The 20,336-nt window shown below is 32.6% G+C and carries 14 protein-coding genes; 8 read left to right on the forward strand and 6 right to left on the reverse strand.

The annotated features are described in order from the left end of the window. Nucleotides 1-13 precede the first annotated feature (13 nt). From JE46_RS18315 to JE46_RS18335, 5 genes are read right to left on the reverse strand one after another with little or no spacing between them, the layout of a single operon-like run. Nucleotides 14-838 (reverse strand): TPM domain-containing protein, encoded by an 825-nt coding sequence (locus tag JE46_RS18315; RefSeq protein ID WP_031456738.1) that lies wholly within the window; start codon nucleotides 836-838, stop codon nucleotides 14-16. Between the two features lie 3 nt (nucleotides 839-841). Further along, on the reverse strand, nucleotides 842-1,279 hold the full coding sequence (locus tag JE46_RS18320; RefSeq protein ID WP_031456739.1) for a TPM domain-containing protein: 438 nt from the start codon (nucleotides 1,277-1,279) through the stop codon (nucleotides 842-844). A gap of 31 nt (nucleotides 1,280-1,310) precedes the next feature. Then, a complete protein-coding gene (locus JE46_RS18325; protein WP_031456740.1) occupies nucleotides 1,311-1,895 on the reverse strand; it encodes a LemA family protein in 585 nt (194 codons plus the stop codon). Nucleotides 1,896-1,928: 33 nt separating this feature from the next. After that, entirely contained in the window at nucleotides 1,929-2,261 is a 333-nt protein-coding gene (locus JE46_RS18330) for a MerR family transcriptional regulator (RefSeq protein ID WP_031456741.1), read from the reverse strand. A 54-nt stretch (nucleotides 2,262-2,315) separates the two neighbouring features. Further along, the gene (locus JE46_RS18335; protein ID WP_031456742.1) at nucleotides 2,316-3,293 is read right to left on the reverse strand and encodes a M23 family metallopeptidase; all 978 of its coding nucleotides are present in this window, start codon (nucleotides 3,291-3,293) and stop codon (nucleotides 2,316-2,318) included. A 252-nt stretch (nucleotides 3,294-3,545) separates the two neighbouring features. Here JE46_RS18335 and alaS point away from each other — a divergent pair, with 252 nt between their 5' ends. Both alaS and JE46_RS18345 read left to right on the forward strand, forming a co-directional pair. Further along, on the forward strand, nucleotides 3,546-6,182 hold the full coding sequence (gene alaS / locus JE46_RS18340) for an alanine--tRNA ligase (protein WP_031456743.1): 2,637 nt from the start codon (nucleotides 3,546-3,548) through the stop codon (nucleotides 6,180-6,182). A gap of 195 nt (nucleotides 6,183-6,377) precedes the next feature. Then, nucleotides 6,378-6,755 carry a GxxExxY protein gene (locus JE46_RS18345; protein WP_031456744.1) on the forward strand — a complete coding sequence of 126 codons (378 nt, stop codon included), beginning with the start codon at nucleotides 6,378-6,380 and terminating at the stop codon, nucleotides 6,753-6,755. A gap of 91 nt (nucleotides 6,756-6,846) precedes the next feature. On the opposite strand, the gene JE46_RS18350 is transcribed toward JE46_RS18345, so the two are convergent. Continuing rightward, entirely contained in the window at nucleotides 6,847-8,592 is a 1,746-nt protein-coding gene (locus JE46_RS18350) for an ABC transporter ATP-binding protein (protein WP_031456745.1), read from the reverse strand. Nucleotides 8,593-8,908: 316 nt separating this feature from the next. Between JE46_RS18350 and JE46_RS18355 the strand changes: the two genes are divergently transcribed. From JE46_RS18355 to JE46_RS18380, 6 genes are all read left to right on the forward strand, one after another. Then, nucleotides 8,909-9,637, forward strand: coding sequence for a hypothetical protein (locus JE46_RS18355; RefSeq protein ID WP_031456746.1), 729 nt, complete (start codon nucleotides 8,909-8,911; stop codon nucleotides 9,635-9,637). Nucleotides 9,638-9,775: 138 nt separating this feature from the next. Beyond that, complete coding sequence (locus JE46_RS18360) at nucleotides 9,776-10,735, forward strand: GSCFA domain-containing protein (protein ID WP_031456747.1); 960 nt, start codon at nucleotides 9,776-9,778, stop codon at nucleotides 10,733-10,735. Nucleotides 10,736-10,898: 163 nt separating this feature from the next. Beyond that, a complete protein-coding gene (locus JE46_RS18365) occupies nucleotides 10,899-15,998 on the forward strand; it encodes a translocation/assembly module TamB domain-containing protein (protein ID WP_031456748.1) in 5,100 nt (1,699 codons plus the stop codon). Then, nucleotides 15,982-18,297 carry a translocation and assembly module lipoprotein TamL gene (gene tamL, locus JE46_RS18370; protein ID WP_031456749.1) on the forward strand — a complete coding sequence of 772 codons (2,316 nt, stop codon included), beginning with the start codon at nucleotides 15,982-15,984 and terminating at the stop codon, nucleotides 18,295-18,297. The genes JE46_RS18365 and tamL overlap by 17 nt, the downstream gene beginning before the upstream one ends. A 132-nt stretch (nucleotides 18,298-18,429) precedes the next feature. Further along, nucleotides 18,430-18,912 (forward strand): 3'-5' exonuclease, encoded by a 483-nt coding sequence (locus tag JE46_RS18375; RefSeq protein WP_035136818.1) that lies wholly within the window; start codon nucleotides 18,430-18,432, stop codon nucleotides 18,910-18,912. A gap of 96 nt (nucleotides 18,913-19,008) precedes the next feature. Further along, complete coding sequence (locus tag JE46_RS18380; protein WP_031456751.1) at nucleotides 19,009-20,280, forward strand: DUF2851 family protein; 1,272 nt, start codon at nucleotides 19,009-19,011, stop codon at nucleotides 20,278-20,280. The last annotated feature ends 56 nt before the right edge of the window (nucleotides 20,281-20,336 follow it).

The following is a 20,336-nucleotide window of genomic DNA, read 5'->3' on the forward strand; positions in this document are numbered from 1 at the left end:
ATATTTGAAAAAATTACCAGCCTCCGCTTGAACCTCCACCAGAGAATCCGCCTCCGCCAAATCCACCGCCGAAACCTCCGCCACCTCCGGATGATCCACCGCCAAAGCCTCCAAATCCGCCTCCACTGCTTCTGCCAAGACTACTTAGAAGAATGACATCCATCAGGCTAGGTCCTCCGCCACTATTATTGCCTGAATTTCCTCCACCGCCTCTTTTATTTCGTGCAAGTAAAATTAATACAATTACCACAATTATGATAAAAGGCAATACAGGAAAATCTTTTCCTTTACTTTGTTTGCGTTCACCTTTAAATTTCCCTTTAAAAACATCAATTATAGCATCAGTACCTTTGTCAAGACCGTTATAAAAACTACCTGCTTTAAATTCAGGGATAATTATATTTCGAATTATAGTTCCGCCAATACCTGCTGTTAAACGATCTTCCAGACCATATCCGGGATTGATAGCGATTTTCTTTTCGTTTTTTGCTAATAAAATAATAACACCATTATCGTCTTGCTTAGTTCCTCCAATTCCCCATGTTTGTCCCCATTTCGTAGCCAGCTGACTTACATCTTCTCCTTTTAAACTTTCAATCGTAATAACTACTATTTGTGTTGTAGTAGAATCTGAATAACGAATTAGTTTTTCTTCTAACTGTGTTTTTTCAGTAGCACTTAAAATGTTGGCATAATCATAAACAGAGGTTTGAAGACTTGGCTTTTCAGGAATGGTAAACTGAGCAAAAATCCCTGTAGAAGTAAAAAATGCAATTGACAATAGGATAAACTGAAAAACTCCGTTGGAATTTAATATTTTGTTTTTGGAAAATTTCATTGTTTAACCTTTTGAGATTTCGTTTGATAATTCGTTCGTGTCATTTTCCTGAGATGGGAAATATTTTTTCAGTTGTTCTCCGGCATTCAGAATACCATCAACAATTCCCTGCTTAAATTTTCCTGATTTGAAATGGTTTGTCATAACGTCTTTGGTACAATTCCAAAAATCATCGGCTACCAGATCATTAATTCCTTTATCTCCGCAGATAACAAAGTTTTTGTCTTCAACTGCAAAATAAAACAGTACGCCATTTTGCAATTTAGTTTCATCCATCCGTAATTCATGAAAAACTTCTAAAGCCCTGTCAAAAGGAACTTTAGAAGTTGTTTTTTCTATGTGTACTCTTATTTCGCCAGAAGTGTTTTCTTCAGCCATACGAATTGCTTCAACTATTTCCTGCTCTTCTTCTTTGGTTAAAAAATCTTCTACTTTTGACATTGAAATTATTTTGGAGTTACGTTTTTTTGATTTAGAATTTTACTTCAACTGGTTTATCTGCTCCTGTTGAAGCTTCAAAATATGGTTTTTCTTTGTATTCGCTCAGGAACCAGTTGTTCGGTATTTTTAAAACATATCCGTTGTATACTTGTACAGATTCGTTAAAACGAGTTCTGGCAGTTAAAATTTGGTTTTCAGTACTTGCCAATTCGTCTTGTAGTTTAAGGAAGTTCTCATTTGTTTTTAATGTTGGATATTGCTCAACAGAAACTAATAATTTTGATAATGATGAAGTTACACCGCTTTGAGCCTGATTGAATTGGGCTAATTGTTCCGGGGTTACATTACTAGGGTCAATTGTTACCGAAGTTGCTTTTGCTCTGGCTTCAATTACGGCAGTTAAGGTTGATTTTTCAAAATCAGCAGCTCCTTTTACTGTGTTTACTAAATTCCCGATAAGGTCATTACGTCTTTGATAAGCCGTTTGTACATTTCCCCAGTCTTTATTTACAGCCTGACTGTGTTGCAAAGCAGTATTTTTAATTCCAATCGACCAAAATGCGATAATTGCAATAAGCGCTACAATAATTCCTACAGGGATTAACCACTTTTTCATATTTGTTTAATTTAAGTTTATTTCTAATTTTAATTACAATTCGTTTTTAATGTTTGTCAATTGTGTTTTTATCGTCTCTAATTTACGTATTATTTCGAATTTATCTAATGTTTTCTTTTGTCCTTCTTTCAAATGTGTTTTGGCGCCTTCAAGTGTAAAACCACGCTCTTTAACCAAATGATAAATCAATTGTAAATTCGTAATATCTTCAGGAGTAAACATTCTGTTGCCTTTGGCATTCTTTTTTGGTTTCAGGATATCAAATTCGCTGTCCCAAAAACGTATCAAAGATGCATTGACATTAAAAGCCCTGGCGACTTCACCAATGCTGTAATATCTTTTATCTTTAGAAAGCTCAATATGCATGATTTTATTTTTCTGTTTATTCAAATTTATTCAAAATTACTACTTTTCGCAGTATTAATCTAATGACTGGTTTTCCTGATTGGCCAAATGTGAAATCGCAACATATTCTACAGCAGAAATATTTCCGTAATAAAAATTCAGCGGATTCACGACTTTTCCGTCTTTATGCACTTCATAATGACAATGTGGGCCTTCAGATCTTCCGGTGCTTCCTACATATCCTATAACATCTCCACGTTTAACATGTTGTCCCGGTCTGCAATTGTATTTGCTTAAATGCGCATACAAACTTTCGTATCCAAAACCATGCCTGATGACTACATGGTTTCCAAAACCTGATGCCGAGTTGTCAGCTCTGGCAATAACTCCATCTCCGGTAGCATAAACAGGAGATCCCGTATTGGCTGTGAAATCCATGCCATTATGCATTTTTCGCACTTTTGTGAAAGGATCAATTCTGTATCCAAAACCGGAAGCCATTCGTTTTAAATTTTCGTTTCGGACTGGCTGAATGGCAGGAATTGCCGCCAATAAATTCTTTTTTGTACTCGCGATTTTCAAAATGTCATCCAATGACTTTGATTGAATTGCCAATTCTTTCGAGAGTTGATCAATTCGTTTGGTTGTGCTGAGTACTAATTGCGAATTATTATATCCTTCTAAATCTTTATATCTTTTAATATCTTTAAATCCCGATTTTCTAATAGAATCCGGGATCTCGGCCTTATTAAAATAAACCCTGTAAATATTATTGTCCCGATCTTCTAAAGCCTCAGTTACATCATCAATTTCATCCATTCTTTTGTTTAAAATGGCATATTGTAATTTTAAATTCTCAATTTCACGTGCCTGTAAACGATCTTTTGGAGTTTCAAAATACGGTGTATTGATTAAAAGGACAAAAACTAAAAAACCAAATAATGCTGAAGCCAGTAAAAACAAGAAAGCATAACCAATTTTGATTCTCTTTTTTGTTTTTATTTTCGTATAAGCCAGATTTTCTGAGTCGTAATAATATTTTACTTTCGCCATGTTTTAAAATACCCTATTTTTGCAGCTCATAAAAAAAGTTAGTCGAACAAATTTAATAAATGTTTCAGTTGTTCAACGCTTTTTTTAACAATTAAAGCAATTAGATAATATATCAATTTGATAATTAGATAATGTATTTAGAGTGAAATTTATTGTTTTGAACTTTAAGTTTCTACTTAAAATTATCTAATTATCACATTTTCAGATTGATTAATTATTATTGATACATTTTCAAATTATCTCATTATAAATATGAAATCACAAGACGTACGTAAGCAATTTCTAGACTTTTTTAAAAACAACGGACACTTAATTGTTCCTTCTGCTCCAATCGTTCTCAAGGACGATCCAACTCTTATGTTCAATAACTCGGGAATGGCCCAGTTTAAAGAATATTTTTTAGGAAACGGAACACCAAAAAGTCCGAGAATAGCCGATACACAAAAATGTCTTCGTGTTTCAGGAAAACATAACGATCTTGAAGATGTAGGTTTTGATACCTATCACCATACTATGTTTGAGATGCTTGGAAACTGGTCTTTTGGAGATTATTTCAAAAAAGAAGCAATCAACTGGGCATGGCAGCTTTTGACAGAAGTATATAAAATCCCAAAAGAAAATCTTTATGTTTCTGTTTTTGAAGGAAGTAAAGAAGATAACGTTCCGTTTGACCAGGAAGCCTGGGATATCTGGAGAACTCTAATTGATGAGGACCGAATTATTCTTGGAAATAAAAAAGATAATTTCTGGGAAATGGGAGATCAGGGACCTTGCGGACCTTGTTCTGAAATTCACGTTGATTTACGTCCGGAATCTGAAAAAGCACTGGTTACAGGAAAAAGCCTTGTAAACAATGATCACCCGCAAGTAGTTGAAATTTGGAATAATGTATTTATGGAATTCAACCGTAAAGCAGATGGATCTCTGGAAAAACTTCCTGCACAGCACGTTGATACCGGAATGGGATTTGAGCGTTTGTGTATGGCACTGCAAGGAAAAACATCAAATTATGATACCGATGTTTTTACGCCGCTTATTGAGAAAATAGAACAAATTACAGGTTTAAAATATACATCTGATGAAGTAAAAAACATCAGCGAAGAACAAAATAAAACCAACATTGCGATTCGTGTTATTGTAGATCACGTTCGTGCGGTTGCTTTTGCAATTGCTGACGGACAATTACCATCAAACACCGGAGCGGGTTATGTTATTCGTAGAATTTTGCGTCGTGCAATTCGTTACGGATTTACATTCTTAAATACCAAAGAACCTTTTATCAATAAATTGGTAGAAGTTCTGGCAAACCAAATGGGAGAATTTTTCCCTGAAATTAAATCGCAGCAACAATTAGTTACCAATGTAATTCGTGAGGAAGAAGCTTCTTTCTTAAGAACTCTTGATCAAGGATTACAATTGTTAGAAAATGTGGTTTCAGAAACTAAAGGAAAAGAAGTTTCCGGCGCTAAGGTTTTCGAATTATACGATACATTTGGTTTCCCAAAAGATTTGACAGCCTTAATTCTAAAAGAAAAAGGTTTCTCTTATAAGGAAGAAGAGTTTGAAGTTGAATTACAAAAACAAAAAACACGTTCTCGTGCAGCTTCTGAAGTTTCAACAGAAGACTGGAATGTTTTGATTCCGGGAAATGTAGAAACATTTGTTGGTTATGATAAAACCGAAAACAATGTAAAAATCACTCGTATCAGAAAAGTAGATTCTAAAAAAGATGGTGTTTTGTACCAAATCGTTTTAGACAATACACCTTTCTATCCGGAAGGAGGAGGACAAGTTGGTGATAAAGGAACGCTTGTTTCTGCAAACGAAACAATCGAAATTATCGATACGAAGAAAGAAAACAACCTGATTTTGCATTTTGCAAAACAGCTTCCTGAAAATGTAGAAGCAGGTTTTGTAGCAAAAGTAAATACTGATTTAAGAACATCAACTTCAAAAAATCACTCGGCTACACATTTAATGCATTTAGCTTTGAGAAGTATTTTAGGGACGCATGTGGAGCAAAAAGGTTCACTGGTAAATCCAAATTATTTACGTTTTGACTTTTCTCATTTCAGCAAAGTTTCTGACGAAGAAATCAAACAAGTTGAGGCTTCTGTAAATGCTCAGATTGAAGCACAGTTACAATTAGTTGAACACAGAAATATTCCAATTCAGGAAGCATTAGATAAAGGAGCAATGGCTTTGTTTGGTGAGAAATACGGAGATAACGTTCGTATGATTGAATTTGGTGAAAGTAAAGAGTTGTGTGGTGGTATTCATGTAAAAAATACAGCAGAGATCTGGCATTTCAAAATTATTTCTGAAGGTGCTGTTGCGGCTGGAATTCGTCGTATTGAAGCCATTACAGGTGATGCTGTGAAAAACTTCTACTTAAGCCAGGAAAATACATTAGCAGAAATAAAAGAAACGCTTAAAAATCCGCAGGATATTTTAAAATCGGTTGCTTCTCTTCAGGATGATAATGCAAAACTGAAAAAACAAGTTGAGCAATTATTGAAAGAAAAAGTAGGTTCATTAAAAGCGGAATTAGAGAAAGATTTCCAGGAGGTAAACGGCGTAAGTTTCCTTGCGAGACAGGTAGATTTAAGTATGGCTTCTACAAAAGATCTAGCTTCTGCATTAGGAACTTCAAAACCGAATTCGTTTGTGTTTTTAGCTTCTGTCGAAGATGGTCAGCCTAATATTCATTGTTATATCGCTAAAGAACTAGTAGCGGACAAAAGTTTAAATGCAAATGCAGTCATTAAAGAATTAGGAAAATACATTGAAGGAAATGGAGGAGGACAGCCTTTCTTCGCATCCGGAAAAGGTAAAAATGCTTCCGGAATTGCTGAGGCTTTAGCTAAGGCAGTTGAGTTTGTGAAGTAATTTTTTAATCTCGCAAAGACGCAGAGTCGCAAAGTTTTTTAAGCTTTGCGGCTTTTTTGTTGTACTGATTTTATTGCTAAGGTTTTTGTGAAGTATTTTTTAATCTCGCAAAGACACAGAGTCGCAAAGTTTTTTTAAGCTTTGTTTTTTTGTTTATAAATTTATATTTGTAAGTTTTTGCTTTAAATTTTAAGTATGACTGAAAATGAAATTTCGGCTATTGTAGTTGATGCTTGTTATAAAATACATGTTAAACTTGGTCCGGGTTTATTGGAGTCCGTATATGAGGCTATTTTGTATCATGAATTGACAAAGAGAGGGTTGAGTGTAGAAAGACAGAAAACATTACCTGTTATTTGGGATCAAATAAATTTAGATATTGGTTTTAGAGCAGATTTAATAGTAGAAAATAAAGTGATTTTAGAAATCAAATCAATAGATCAACTAACAGATATTCATCCAAAACAAGTTCTAACTTATCTCAAAATCACAAAAATGAAACTAGGTTTACTTATAAACTTCAATGTGCCCATCATTAAGTTTGGTATAAAAAGAGTAGTTTCAAATCTTTAATTAAACCAAAACTTAATATAAAAAAGCAAAGTCGCAAAGCTTATAAAAAAACTTTGCGACTCTGCGTCTTTGCGAGATTATTTACAAGCAACTATTTTCTCTCGCCAATCTGCTGGCGCCACATGGCATAGTAGAGTCCTTTTTCAGCAATTAAGTCATCATGTTTACCTTGCTCAATTATTTTGCCTTGTTCTAATACAAAAATTCGATCAGCGTGCATAACTGTTGATAAGCGATGTGCAATTAAAACCGTGATTCTGTTTTGGTCTGATATGTTTCTGATAGTTGCATTGATTTCTTCTTCGGTAATAGAATCTAAAGCAGAAGTAGCTTCATCAAAAATTAATAAATTTGGATTTCTTAAAATAGCTCTGGCAATAGACAAACGTTGTTTTTCGCCACCAGAAACTTTAATTCCGCCTTCGCCAATTGTGGTATTTAACCCATCTTCGGCACGTTTCAGCAATTTTTCACAGCTGGCTCTCTTTAGTGCATCATATAAATCCTCGTCTGTGGCGTTTGGTTTCACAAATAATAAATTTTCACGAATTGTTCCGGAGAATAATTGGGCATCCTGAGTTACAAAACCTAATTGTTTTCTTAGATCCAATAAATCAATTTCTGCAGAATCAATATCATTATATAAAACCTGACCTTCTGCAGGTATATACAATCCAACCAGTAATTTAACCAAAGTTGTTTTGCCAGAACCTGAAGGACCAACAAAGGCAACTGTCTGGCCTTGTTTGATTTCGAAATTGATATTTTCAACCGCTTTAAATTTTGCTGTCTTGTGTTGGAAACTTACATTCGAGAACAATAAAGACTGAATTGCGCCCACATGTTTTGGATTTTTAGGGCGAAATTCTTTTGGAGCACTCAATAAAGTTTTGAAATTTTCCATTGAAACTTTCGTCTCGTTGACCACAATAATAAAATTCCCTAATTCCTGTAATGGACCAAAAATAAAAAAGGTAAAAAATACCATGGTCAATAAATCACCTACAATGATTTTTCCACCAAATAAAAAATAATACAAGGTAAAAACAACACAGGTTCTTAAAAAGTGAACTGTTGTTCCCTGAATAAAACTTAAACTTCGAATGTAGCGGACTTTTTCTAATTCGAGATGTAAAATTTTAAAGGTATTTAAGTTCAGACGCTTTTCTTCCTGATACGTTAGTCCAAGACTTTTTACCAATTCAATATTTCTTAAACTTTCGGTTGTTGAACCCGCCAATGCGTTTGTCTGATTAACGATTTTTTTCGAAACAATTTTAATCTTCTTACCCAGATAAGAACTCACCAAAGCAATAATTGGTGCTGTAATTAAAAAAATAAGTGAAATTCGGAAATCAATTCGTGCAACGTAAATTATTACGAAAATGAAGCCAATGATAGTCTGAAAAATAAGAGAAATAGAAAGTGTAATCAGTTTTTCAGAATCAGAACGTACTTTGGTCAGTTTGCTTAAAGTTTCGCCGCTTCGCTGGTCTTCAAATTCAGCATAAGGTAAATCGAGAGATTTTTTAATTCCGTCTGTATACATTTGAGCACCCGTTCGCTGAATGACAACATTGGTGAAATAATCCTGAAAGTTTTTAGTAATTCTTGAAATCATGGCTGCTCCAAGTGAAAGTCCCAGCCAGAATGATAATGATTTAATAAACTCCATTTCATTTCCTTTGTATTTTGCCAGTCCAACACCGCAGTCCTGCATTAATTTACCGGTAATAATAGAGTCTGATAAACTGAAACAAATATTTATAGTAGCCATAATCAAAGCAAAAAACAAAAGCATTTTGTGTTTGATTATATAGGAGTATAATAATTTCATAAGTATGTTATAATTTAAAAAGATAAGGAATACAAAAGTACAAAATAGCTTTGCTTCGTTTAGCGGATCTTGTTGTATTTAAAAGTTAATTTTTAAACCAGGATTTTAAATTTATGAAAAGAGGTAAAAAAATAATATGCTTTTTTATTAAGTAATAAATTGTTTACAAGTTTGTTCTTTAGAAACTTAATAATTTATTGGGTACTGAAAAACTTTTCGATTAATTATTTTTGCTTTTTTATTGTTAAAACAAGTTAGGTTTTTAGGTCTTATTTTAGTTCATTTGTAGGAAATATTAATGATTTAAATCTTAAAAATGAAAAAAATTTTATGCCTTTTTGGTGCTTTGACTTTTGCACTAACTTCTTGTTCAAGTGATGATTCTTCTTCAGATTCTTCAGATTCTGTACTCTTGAAAAAGACAATTTCAACTGACTCTGATGGAGAAAAAGTAACTACAATTTATAAATATAATGGTAATAAAATAGTAAGCATAGTAGATGGAGATTTAGATCTTTATTACACTTACACTGGCAATTTGATTACTAAAATAGAATATAAGTATCCTGGTGGAACTCTGGCACAACTTGAAACTTTCGAGTATGATTCAGAAAATAAAGTGATTAGTCGTACAATGTCTGAGCCGTTAGAAGAATTGGGGCGTAAAGATTTTTTTACTTATAGTGCAGATGGGACTATCTTAGTAAGCAATTATATAGGGGATCATAAAACACAAACTATGTATAATGGAAAGGGGAAGTTGACTTTAGTGAATGGCGAGGTTGTAAAGTATGAATCTGATTATGCAGGAAATTTAACTTTTAAGTATGATGATAAAAATAATCCCATGAAAAATATTTTAGGTTATGGTAAAATTACATCTCTTGACGGAACAGGTGACGGAACATCCCATAACGTGGTTTCTGAAGAAGGCGATGGACCCAATTATACTTATGCATATGAGTATAATTCAAAAGGCTATCCTACAAAAAGTATAGAAAAAGCTGATGGAGAAACAGAAGAAACGATAGAGTTATTTTATTAATATTAGAAAGTCTAGTACAGTGGTTTTTTTTATTAAAAATGAAAAGACTCTGTTAAGAACTATAAAAAACCAAATACTTTTTGTATTTGGTTTTTTTATTGGTGAAAATTCGTGAAATTCGTGTTTAAATTACAAACCATGTATTTCAGAACCCAAATCCCAATTTCAAAAAGCAGTATTCCAATTGATTATAATTCGAATATACTCTCCATTGGCTCTTGTTTTGCAGAAAACATGGCAGATAAACTGGATTATTTTAAGTTTCAAAATGCAACTAATCCATTTGGGATAATTTTTAATCCGCTTTCAATTGAAAAATTATTTCAAAGAGTCTGCGAAAAACATTTTTTTCAGGAAAAAGATGTTTTTTTTCACAATGAGCGCTGGCATAGTTTTGAAGTACATTCGGATTTAAGCAATTCAGACAGAGAAGAATTACTTGAAACGTTAAATAAAGCCATTACCCAAACTTATAATAAGTTACAGGAAGCTACACATATAATTATCACATACGGTACTTCCTGGGTTTACAGAAGTATTGAAAACGATCAAATTGTTGCCAATTGCCATAAAGTACCTCAAAAACAATTTTGCAAAGCATTATTAGTGGTCGATACAATTCAGAAAAGTATTCAGACTACCATCGACTTAATTCAGGTTCTAAATCCAAATGTGAAATTTATTTTTACTGTTTCTCCCGTTAGACATATAAAAGACGGTTTTGCAGAAAATCAGCTTAGTAAATCACATTTATTTACAGCATTGCATCAGGTTTTAAAAACTAATAATTCACATTTCATGGCTCAGGACTATTTTCCTTCATATGAGATCATGATGGATGAACTTCGGGACTATCGTTTTTATTCAGAAGATATGTTACATCCCAATAAAGTAGCAATCGATTATATTTGGCATAAATTCAGTGAAAACTATATTTCAGAGGATGGCTTGTTGACAATGCAGGAAATCGAAGACATACAAAAGAGTCTGCATCATCGAAGTTTTAATCCTGAGTCTGAGCAGCATCAGAAATTTTTGGCTAAGCTTCAGCAAAAAATCAAACTTTTAGAAAAAAAACAACCTTCAATTAAGTTTTAACAGTCATCCTGATAAATTATGGCATGATTATTTGTCACTAAAATTTTAGAATAATTGCGTGTAATTATGTAAATTGTTTAGAACTTAAAATTAACAATTTTGTAAGTTGTAGAGATACACACTTTCGATAACGCAATTTCAATCTAATGTGTTTTATTGACGTATGAATAAAAAGACAATTCATTATTTTAAAAAAACACTACGTATTCTACTTTGGTGCGTGGGTTCTGTAATTGCACTTTTATTACTTCTTATTATTTTAATTCAGGTCCCTTCTGTTCAGAATTATGCTAAGGATAAAGCGATTACTTTCCTGCATAAAAAAATTAAAACAAAAGTTTCCTTAGATAAAATTGCGATAAAATTTCCAAAAGAGGTAGTTCTGGAAGGTTTTTATTTTGAAGATCAAAAAAAGAATATTTTGCTGTCAGGAAAGCGATTAGAAGTTGATGTTGATCTGGTAAAACTGATAAGCAGTGAACTTGAAATTAATTCTGTTTCTCTGGAAAATGTAAAAGCCAATATATACAGGGATAAAAATGGCATATTTAATTTCGATTATATTATTAAAGCTTTCGAATCAAAAGAACCGAAAGATCCGGACAGTAAACCATTCAAAATAGCTGTTGTAAAAGTAAATCTGGATAATGTAAGTTTTAATTTCAAAGATGATTTTGCTAAAAATGATGTGAAAGTAAAATTGTTACATTTTGACACCTATTTCAACAATTTTGATCTGGATAAAATGAATTTCGATATTCCGAATATTAACTTAAACGGATTGAAATTGGTATTGGATCAGGATGCGGTTGAAAAAATTGCTGAAGTTTCTGTAAAAACAGTGGATACAATTTCGAAAAGGAAGGACTTTAGATTAAAATTAAATAAAATTCGTTTATCAAAAATTGATGTTTCTTATGATAATAAAGATTCCAGACTGGATTCAGGGATAAAATTGGGAAGTTTGAATCTGAATGTTAATGAAATTGATTTGAACAAACAGCTTTTGGACTTCGATACTTTCGAATTGAAAAACCTAAGAGGCAATTTACGATTAGGAGTAAAAGACAAACAACTGAAGACCCCAAGTCTCGATTCGACTTCTATCAAACAAGCTGGCTGGAAAGTAAAATTAAAAGATGTTAGGATACAAAATATTGCTTTCAAATTTGATAATATGGAATCAAAACCAACTCAAAAAGGGATTGATTACAGTCATTTGGATTTGAGTAAATTTGATCTTCAGGCAGCTAAATTATATTATGGAAATGATACCATTTCAGGAAATATAAAATCGCTTTCAGCAAATGAAAAGAGAGGATTACAGATTCAGTCATTAAAAACCAATTTCTTTTATGATCCAAAAAATGCATCTCTGGATAATTTATACATAAGAACACCTCAAACACTTTTACAAAACAAAATTAAGCTGAGATATTCTTCACTTGCAGCATTAAAAAAAGATCTTCCTAATCTGGTTATAGATGCTAATTTAAAAGATTCAAAAGTTGGTTTTAAAGACATATTATTATTTGCACCTGATTTGCATAAAACAAATCCGTTCAGGGATAATCCAAACGCGATTTTATATTTAAATACGCGGTTAAACGGAAGACTAAAAAATCTGAACATCCCATTGTTCGAAATGAGCGGAATTGGCACGACCAAAGTTTCCCTTTCTGGAAAAATTATCGGTTTGCCAGATGCCCAAAAAGCCAATTATGATCTGAATATTAAAAAACTTTCAAGCACATCAAAAGATGTATATTCTTTTGTTCCCAAAGGAACCATTCCGAAGAATATTCAGTTGCCTTCACAATTTAATCTAAATGGAAAATTTAAAGGTTCAGTTCAGAATTTTAAAACCAATTTGGCTTTAAACAGCACTTTTGGAAATGCCAAAATAGATGCTTTATTTGACCAGCGCATTAAAAAAAAGGAGAAATACGATGCAACAGTTTACCTGCTTGATTTTGATTTGGGAAGATTGATAAAAAATGATTCCATCGGAAAAATTACGCTCAAAGCAAAAGTAAAAGGAAAAGGTATGGATCCTGAAACTGCAGTAGCAGAATTGGATGGAATTGTACAAAAAGCAGTTTTCAACAGATATACTTACAGAGATTTGGCTTTAAAAGGGAATATCGAAAACGGATCTTTTGCAGTAAAATCAGGTATGAGCGATCCAAATTTAAATTTTAAGCTGACAGCTAGCGGAAATACAAAGCAAAAATATCCATCAATCAAGTTAAAACTAAATCTGGATATTGCCGATTTGGAAAAATTGAATCTTCATGCAGGGCCAATGAAATTAAGAGGAAATATTGATGCTGACGTCGCCAACAGTAATCCTGATTTTCTAAACGGAAAAGTGTTTCTTTCAAACGTGCAAATTTTAAAAGATACCGAACCTATTGTTTTGGATTCGGTTCGTGTAATTGCTTTTTCAGATAATACGAGAAACAATATCAAAATATCTTCACAGTTTTTACAAGCTGAGGCAGATGGAAAATATAAATTGACAACACTGACTTCAGCCATAAAAAAATCATTATCAAAATACATTGATTTGAAAAATCCGAAAGTAAACGGAGAATCAGATGAACAAAGACTGACTTTTAAATTAAAAATTGATAACGATCCGATACTCTTTAAACTGATTCCTAAATTAACTGGTTTAGAACCGGTCAATATAACAGGGAAATACAATAATGTTACCGACACCTTAGAAATAAAAGGAACGATTCCGAGAATTGTTTATGGAACAAACACAATTTCAGACGGAAAAATAAATATAGAGGCCAAAGAAAATGCGTTAGAATATAGGGTTTCTGTTGCCACTATTGAAAGTGGTGCGATAAAAGTTCCGTTTACAAGTTTATCCGGAAAAGTTGAAAATAATAATTTGACGTATGCGCTTGAAATTCAGGATGCGAAACAAAAACAACAATATTTTATCGCGGGTGTGTTTAAGGCAGAAAATTCTAAAAACATCCTTAAAATTGATGCCGAAAATTTCGTTTTGAATTATGAAAAATGGAATATCGATCCTGAAAACGCTGTTGAAATTGGAGATAAAAGGCTTTATATTAATAAGTTTTATTTAGAAAATGCCGGAAATGAATTAAAAATTCAATCTCAGGGAACTCAGAATAATGCACCGTTGCAGGTTGATTTTGAAAATTTTAAAATCGAGACTATTTTAAATATGGTCAAAAAAGATAAATTGCTGATGCAAGGTTTGATTAACGGAAACGCAGTTGTCGAAAATGTAATGACCAGTCCCACTTTTACATCAGATTTAAAAATTGATGATTTTGCATTCAGAGGTGAGGCAGTTGGAAATATTGAAGTAAAAGTTGATAATAAAACCAATAATGTACTGGCTGCAAATGTAATGCTGACCGGACAGGAAAATGATGTAAATGTAAAGGGAAATTACAGAATCAGTGATGGTAATTTAGACTTTAATGTTGATATTAATAAATTGACTATTAAGAGTATTCAGGGATTTACTATGGAAAATATTACCGAAGGAACAGGTTATTTGTCGGGTAATTTTAAAATCGTTGGTACTACATCAAGCCCAAAAGTTTCAGGGGAACTAAATTTTAATGATACCGGTTTTAGAATCACACAGCTGAATTCTTATTTTAAAACAAATCAGGAAAAAATTACTTTCAATAATGACGTGATTACTTTTGATAAGTTTACATTATACGATCAAAACGACAATGAATTGTCTGTAAACGGAACAATTCAGTCTCCTGATTTCAAGAATTATAATTTTGGACTAACTGTAACTGCAGATAATTTCCGCGCAATAAATTCTAAAGCAGCAGACAATGATTTGTTTTATGGAGATTTATTTTTAGATACCAAACTCAATATCAAAGGAACATTAGACAGTCCGGTTATTGGAGGAAATATCAAAATCAATGAAGAAACAAAATTCTCTGTTGTCCTGCCTCAATCAGATCCTTCTATTGCAGATCGTGAAGGAATTGTAGAGTTTGTCAATGAGGATAATTTGTATCTGAAACAAACGGTTGAAATGGAGAACAAACTAAATCAATCTCCGCTAAAAGGGATGGATGTTAGTGTAGATATTACAATCGACAAAGAAGCTGAATTAACATTGGTTATCGATAAAGGAAATGGAGATTACCTGAATTTAAAAGGAGAAGCACAGCTTACGGGCGGAATTGATCCTTCAGGAAAAACAACTTTAACAGGGAAATATGAATTTTCGGAAGGAGCTTATGAAATGAATTTTAATATGATCCGAAGAAAATTTGATATTCAGAAAGGAAGCTCAATAACCTGGAATGGAGAACCAACAATGGCAACTTTAAATATTACGGCAATCTATAAAGTAGAAACTGCACCAATCGATTTGTTAGGGAATCAATTAGCGGTAAGTCCAACAATTAGAAATACATACAAACAAAAAATTCCGTTTGAGACGCATTTGAAAATGAAGGGTGAATTGTTAAAACCTGAAATCTCTTTTGACATTATTCTGCCTGATGGAAATTATAATGTCTCATCAGATATTGTTACGGCTTCACAAGCAAAACTGGAGCAGTTAAGACAAGAACCGGCTGAGTTGAATAAACAGGTTTTTGCACTTTTATTACTGAACAGGTTCATTGGAGAAAATCCTTTTGCAAGTGAAAGCGGAGGAACGAGTGCTGAATCATTAGCCAGACAAAGTGTAAGTAAGATATTGTCTCAGCAACTGAATGATCTTGCCGGAGAGTTAATAAAAGGCGTTGAGTTAGAATTTGATCTGGAATCTACAGATGATTATACTTCAGGGACAAGAGAAAACAGAACCGATTTAAATGTTGGTGTTTCCAAAAAACTCCTTAACGACAGATTAAAAGTTACTGTTGGAAGCAGCTTTGGCGTTGAAGGGCAGGAGCGTGCCAATGAAGAAAGTACAAATATTGCCGGAGATGTTGCATTAGATTATCAACTGACCAAAGATGGTCGCTACATGGTGCGGGCGTATCGTAAAAACGAATATCAGGTTGCAGTAGAAGGGCAGGTTGTTGAGACAGGAGTAGCTTTTATTATTACAATGAGTTACAATAAATTTCGCGAACTTTTTCATCGCAGTGCTGAAGAAAAAGAAATGATCAGAGAAGAAAAACTTCGTGAAGAAAAAAGGAAACTAAAAGAGAAAGAAGAAAAGGAAAAAAAGAAACTGGAAAAAAATCAGATAGATCAAATTGAGGGTAATGAGCAAAAAACATAATATTATGGAAAACAGATATATCAGATATTGTATTGCGCTTTCCCTGTTTTTTGTTTTTGGATGCAGCAACACTAAATATTTACCAGAAGGAGAATTGTTATATACCGGAGCATCTGTAACGGTCAAAGATTCTGTGATAAAAAAGAAAGACAGAAAAGCACTTGAAAAAGAATTAAAGGATTTATTACGCCCAAAACCAACTAAACAAATACTAGGTTTACGTCCTAAATTATGGATTTACAATCTTGCCGGAGAGCCCAAAAAAGAAAAAGGGTTTAGATATTGGTTACGAAACAAAGTGGGCGAAGCGCCTGTCCTTTTTAGTCAGGTAGATTTAGATTATAATTCGTCAGTTTTAAGGAATTTTACCGAAAATAGAGGCTATTTTAAAACACGTGTCAGTGCTGACTCTACTGCCAAAAATAAAAGAGTAACGGCGGAGTATACAGTTCAGCCAAAAAGACAATATAAAATAAAAGAGGTGAAATTTCCTGAAGATTCATCTGCTTTGGGTAAAGCAATTGCAAGAACAAGCCGCAGAAGTTTACTTAAACCCGGGAATCCATACGATTTAGATGTTATAAAAGCAGAGCGTGAACGTATTGATGGCAGACTTAAGCAGAAAGGATATTATTATTTTAATCCTGATTATATTTTAGCTCAGGTAGATAGCACAAAAGGAGATTATGAGGTCAATATAAAATTAAAGATAAAAGAAGAAACGCCGGAGAAAGCCAAAATAGCTTACAAAATTGATAAAATCATTGTTTATCCAAATTTCTCTATTTCAAAAGATAGTGTACAATATAAAAAAGATGACATTGTTCAGTATAAAGATTTCACGATAATTGATACAGCAGATACTTTTAGGCCAAGGGTTTTTGAAAGGACAATTTATTTTAAAAAAGGAGATTTATACAATCGGAAAGATCACAATTTAACTTTAAACCGTTTTGTGAATCTTGGGACATTTAATTTCGTTAAAAATGAGTTTAAAGTTTCTGATAGTTTAAAAAATACATTGGATTCCTATTATTATTTAACATTATTACCAAAAAAGTTCATTCGGGTTGAGGTGCTGGGAAAAACAAATTCAGCTAGCTATACAGGTTCAGAAATCAATGTCAACTGGAACAACAGAAATTTATTTCGTGGTGCAGAATTACTTACGGTATCTGTTTTTGGCGGAGCAGATTTTCAATTGGCAGGACAAAATAAAGGAAACAATATTTATAAACTTGGAGCAGAAACAAGTTTAACCTGGCCAAGATTTATTACGCCTTTTAATATTGAAGGACCTAGCGGATTTGTACCAAGAACAAAAGCAACATTGCGATATGAATATCAAAACAGAACACAGCTTTATGCTTTAAATTCCTTTAATGCTTCTTTGGGGTATTTATGGAAAGAAGATATTCGAAAAGAGCATCAGCTAAACGTAATAGATATTACATATGTGAGTCCAAATAATGTAACACCGGAATATCAGGCAGACATTGATCAGGATCCAGCCTTGGGGAGGGTAATTGAAAAACAGTTGATTTTTGGTCCAACTTATCAATATACGTTTACGAATACTATGCAAAAACGTAGAAAACATACAATTTATTTTAATGGAGAATTAGATCTGGCAGGAAATATTACAGGACTAGTAACAGGTGCTGATGTTAAAAAAGATAATCAAAAAACGATTTTAGATGTTCCTTTTAGTCAATATGTAAAAATCAAAACAGACTTCAGACATTATCTGAAACTTGGAAAGGAAAGCGAGTTGGCCAGCCGAATTATTTTAGGTGCAGGGTATGCTTATGGAAATTCTACAGCAATGCCTGCAACGAAACAGTTTGTTGTGGGAGGAACCAATAGTATTCGTGCTTTTAGAGCAAGATCTTTAGGTCCGGGGAGCTATAAAGCAGAACCTACATCAAGTACTTATTTACCCGATCAGTCTGCCGATTTGAAATTGGAATTTAATACAGAATATAGAGCAAAACTTTTCAGTATCGTTAGAGGTGCAATATTTGTAGATGCAGGAAATATTTGGCTTTTAAACGCTGATCCTGATAAGCCCGGAGCAGAAATCACCAAAGACTTTATGAAACAAATTGCAGTAGGAGCAGGTGCTGGATTGCGATTTGATTTATCTTTTCTGGTTTTAAGAACTGATTTAGCTTTTCCTTTAAGAAAACCGTATTTGCCTGAAAATGAAAGATGGGTACTAGATGATATTAATTTTGGCAGCGGTTCATGGAGGAAAGAGAATTTGATTTTTAATATTGCAATTGGTTATCCTTTTTAGTATGTGTTATTCAAATATATAATCTACTTTTTAACGTGCAATAGACTAAAAGAAAAGGTAAAGTCCTAAATTTGCAAAATAGAATTGCTGAAATCTGCAATTAAAAATGTAAATCATAAAACTTAAATCAAATTGACCTTTACTGCTATAGATTTTGAAACGGCCACATCATATCATCCTTGTTCAGTTGGAATTGTTACTGTAGAAAACGGAATTATTGTAGATGAGTTTGTTACTTTAATCAAGCCGCCTAATAACGAATATAATCCTTTTACAATTCAGGTTCACGGAATATATCCTCGCGACACCATAAATGCAAAAACTTTTTTACAGGTATATCCTGAAATTGAAAAACGTTTGAAAAATAGAGTAGTAGTGGCTCACAATGAAAGTTTCGATCGGAATGTTTTAATTAAATCCATGGCACTCTATGGTTTGCATTACGAAGATTTGAATATTGCTAATAAATGGGAATGTACTGTGAAAATTTATAAAGCAAAAGGGGTAAAACCAACCAAATTGAGTGATTGCTGTCGGGAAATGAGAATTCAGCTTAATCATCATGAAGCATTATCTGATGCCAGGGCATGTGCAAAATTATATTTATTGAAATAATTTCGGACTATTTTTAAATCAATATTTCTTTAATTGTAATATTTATACTATTTTTTGTACTTTAGAATATTGTAAACCGATATAAAGTCTAAAAAAATGAAAGAAGATTTTCTTCATTATCTCTGGAAGTTTAAAAAGTTTGATACTCTAAATTTAAGAACTATAAATCAGGAAGAAATTACGATTATAAACACTGGTAATTATCTGGAACTTGCCGGACCTGATTTTTTTAATGCCCAAATAAAAATAGGAGATCAAAAATGGGCAGGAAATGTTGAAATGCATTTAAAATCATCTGATTGGTATTTACATCTTCATGAAAAAGATCCGGCTTATGAAAATGTCATTTTGCATGTAGTTTGGGAACACGACGCTGATATTTACAGACAAAATAATGTAGAAATACCCGTTTTGGTTTTAAAGAAGTATGTGTCTTCTGAAACAATTTCAAATTATAATAATTTAAAATCTCCCAAATCGTGGATATATTGTGAAAAACAAATTTCAAAAATACAGAGTTTTGTTTTTAAAAATTGGCAGGAACGCTTATTCTTTGAACGATTAGAAAGAAAATCACAATCTATTTATAATTTGCTAAAAGAAACAAATCAGGACTGGGAAGCTGTTTTATTTTGTTTGTTAGCTAAAAATTTTGGTTTAAATACCAATGGAAACGCATTTTTGCAATTTGCAAAAGCAATTCCGTTTTCAATTATTCGAAAAGAAAGCTTTGACCAGGAAAATCTGGAAGCTTTGTTTTTTGGAAGTACAGGATTATTAGATTCTGATAAAGAAGATGTTTATTTCAAGGATTTAAAATTTAGGTATTTTTATCTTTTACATAAATACCAAATAGAAAAAGTGTATACAGAACCTGTTCAGTTTTTTAAGCATAGACCGGATAATTTTCCAACCATTCGCCTATCTCAATTAGCAGCTTTATATCACCGGCACCAAAACCTGTTTTCTAAAATAATTGAATTGAAATCTATCAATAGTATTTATAAAATATTTGATGTTTCGACCAGTTTATATTGGCAAAATCATTACCAATTTGATAAAGAAAGTCCAAATAAAACAAAATCATTGTCTAATTCATTTATAGATTTATTGGTGATAAATACGATTGTTCCTTTGCAATTTGCCTATGCTAAAACGGTAAATGAATCGATTGCAGAAGATTTAATTTCAATTTTGGACGGGATTTCTCCAGAGAAAAACTCAATTATTGATAAATTTAAATCTTTTGGAGTTTCTTCAGAAAATGCTTTTGAAACACAATCTTTATTACAGCTTAAAAGTCAATATTGTGATGTAAATGGCTGTATGAAATGCGCTGTAGGAATGGAGTTGCTTAAAAATAATTAGATAATTAAGAAAATGAGTCAATAGATAATTTTGTACTTTTGAAAAAAATAAATATT

The sequence above is a fragment of the Flavobacterium chungangense LMG 26729 genome, from assembly GCF_000735715.2.
Lineage (GTDB): Bacteria > Bacteroidota > Bacteroidia > Flavobacteriales > Flavobacteriaceae > Flavobacterium > Flavobacterium chungangense.

What these genes read in the sequence shown, in the direction of transcription:
- JE46_RS18315 (WP_031456738.1), bottom strand. Translation starts at nt 838, where the DNA reads ATGAAATTTTCCAAAAACAAAATATTAAATTCCAACGGAGTTTTTCAG.
- JE46_RS18320 (WP_031456739.1), bottom strand. Translation starts at nt 1,279, where the DNA reads ATGTCAAAAGTAGAAGATTTTTTAACCAAAGAAGAAGAGCAGGAAATA.
- JE46_RS18325 (WP_031456740.1), bottom strand. Translation starts at nt 1,895, where the DNA reads ATGAAAAAGTGGTTAATCCCTGTAGGAATTATTGTAGCGCTTATTGCA.
- JE46_RS18330 (WP_031456741.1), bottom strand. Translation starts at nt 2,261, where the DNA reads ATGCATATTGAGCTTTCTAAAGATAAAAGATATTACAGCATTGGTGAA.
- JE46_RS18335 (WP_031456742.1), bottom strand. Translation starts at nt 3,293, where the DNA reads ATGGCGAAAGTAAAATATTATTACGACTCAGAAAATCTGGCTTATACG.
- alaS (WP_031456743.1), top strand. Translation starts at nt 3,546, where the DNA reads ATGAAATCACAAGACGTACGTAAGCAATTTCTAGACTTTTTTAAAAAC.
- JE46_RS18345 (WP_031456744.1), top strand. Translation starts at nt 6,378, where the DNA reads ATGACTGAAAATGAAATTTCGGCTATTGTAGTTGATGCTTGTTATAAA.
- JE46_RS18350 (WP_031456745.1), bottom strand. Translation starts at nt 8,592, where the DNA reads ATGAAATTATTATACTCCTATATAATCAAACACAAAATGCTTTTGTTT.
- JE46_RS18355 (WP_031456746.1), top strand. Translation starts at nt 8,909, where the DNA reads ATGAAAAAAATTTTATGCCTTTTTGGTGCTTTGACTTTTGCACTAACT.
- JE46_RS18360 (WP_031456747.1), top strand. Translation starts at nt 9,776, where the DNA reads ATGTATTTCAGAACCCAAATCCCAATTTCAAAAAGCAGTATTCCAATT.
- JE46_RS18365 (WP_031456748.1), top strand. Translation starts at nt 10,899, where the DNA reads ATGAATAAAAAGACAATTCATTATTTTAAAAAAACACTACGTATTCTA.
- tamL (WP_031456749.1), top strand. Translation starts at nt 15,982, where the DNA reads ATGAGCAAAAAACATAATATTATGGAAAACAGATATATCAGATATTGT.
- JE46_RS18380 (WP_031456751.1), top strand. Translation starts at nt 19,009, where the DNA reads ATGAAAGAAGATTTTCTTCATTATCTCTGGAAGTTTAAAAAGTTTGAT.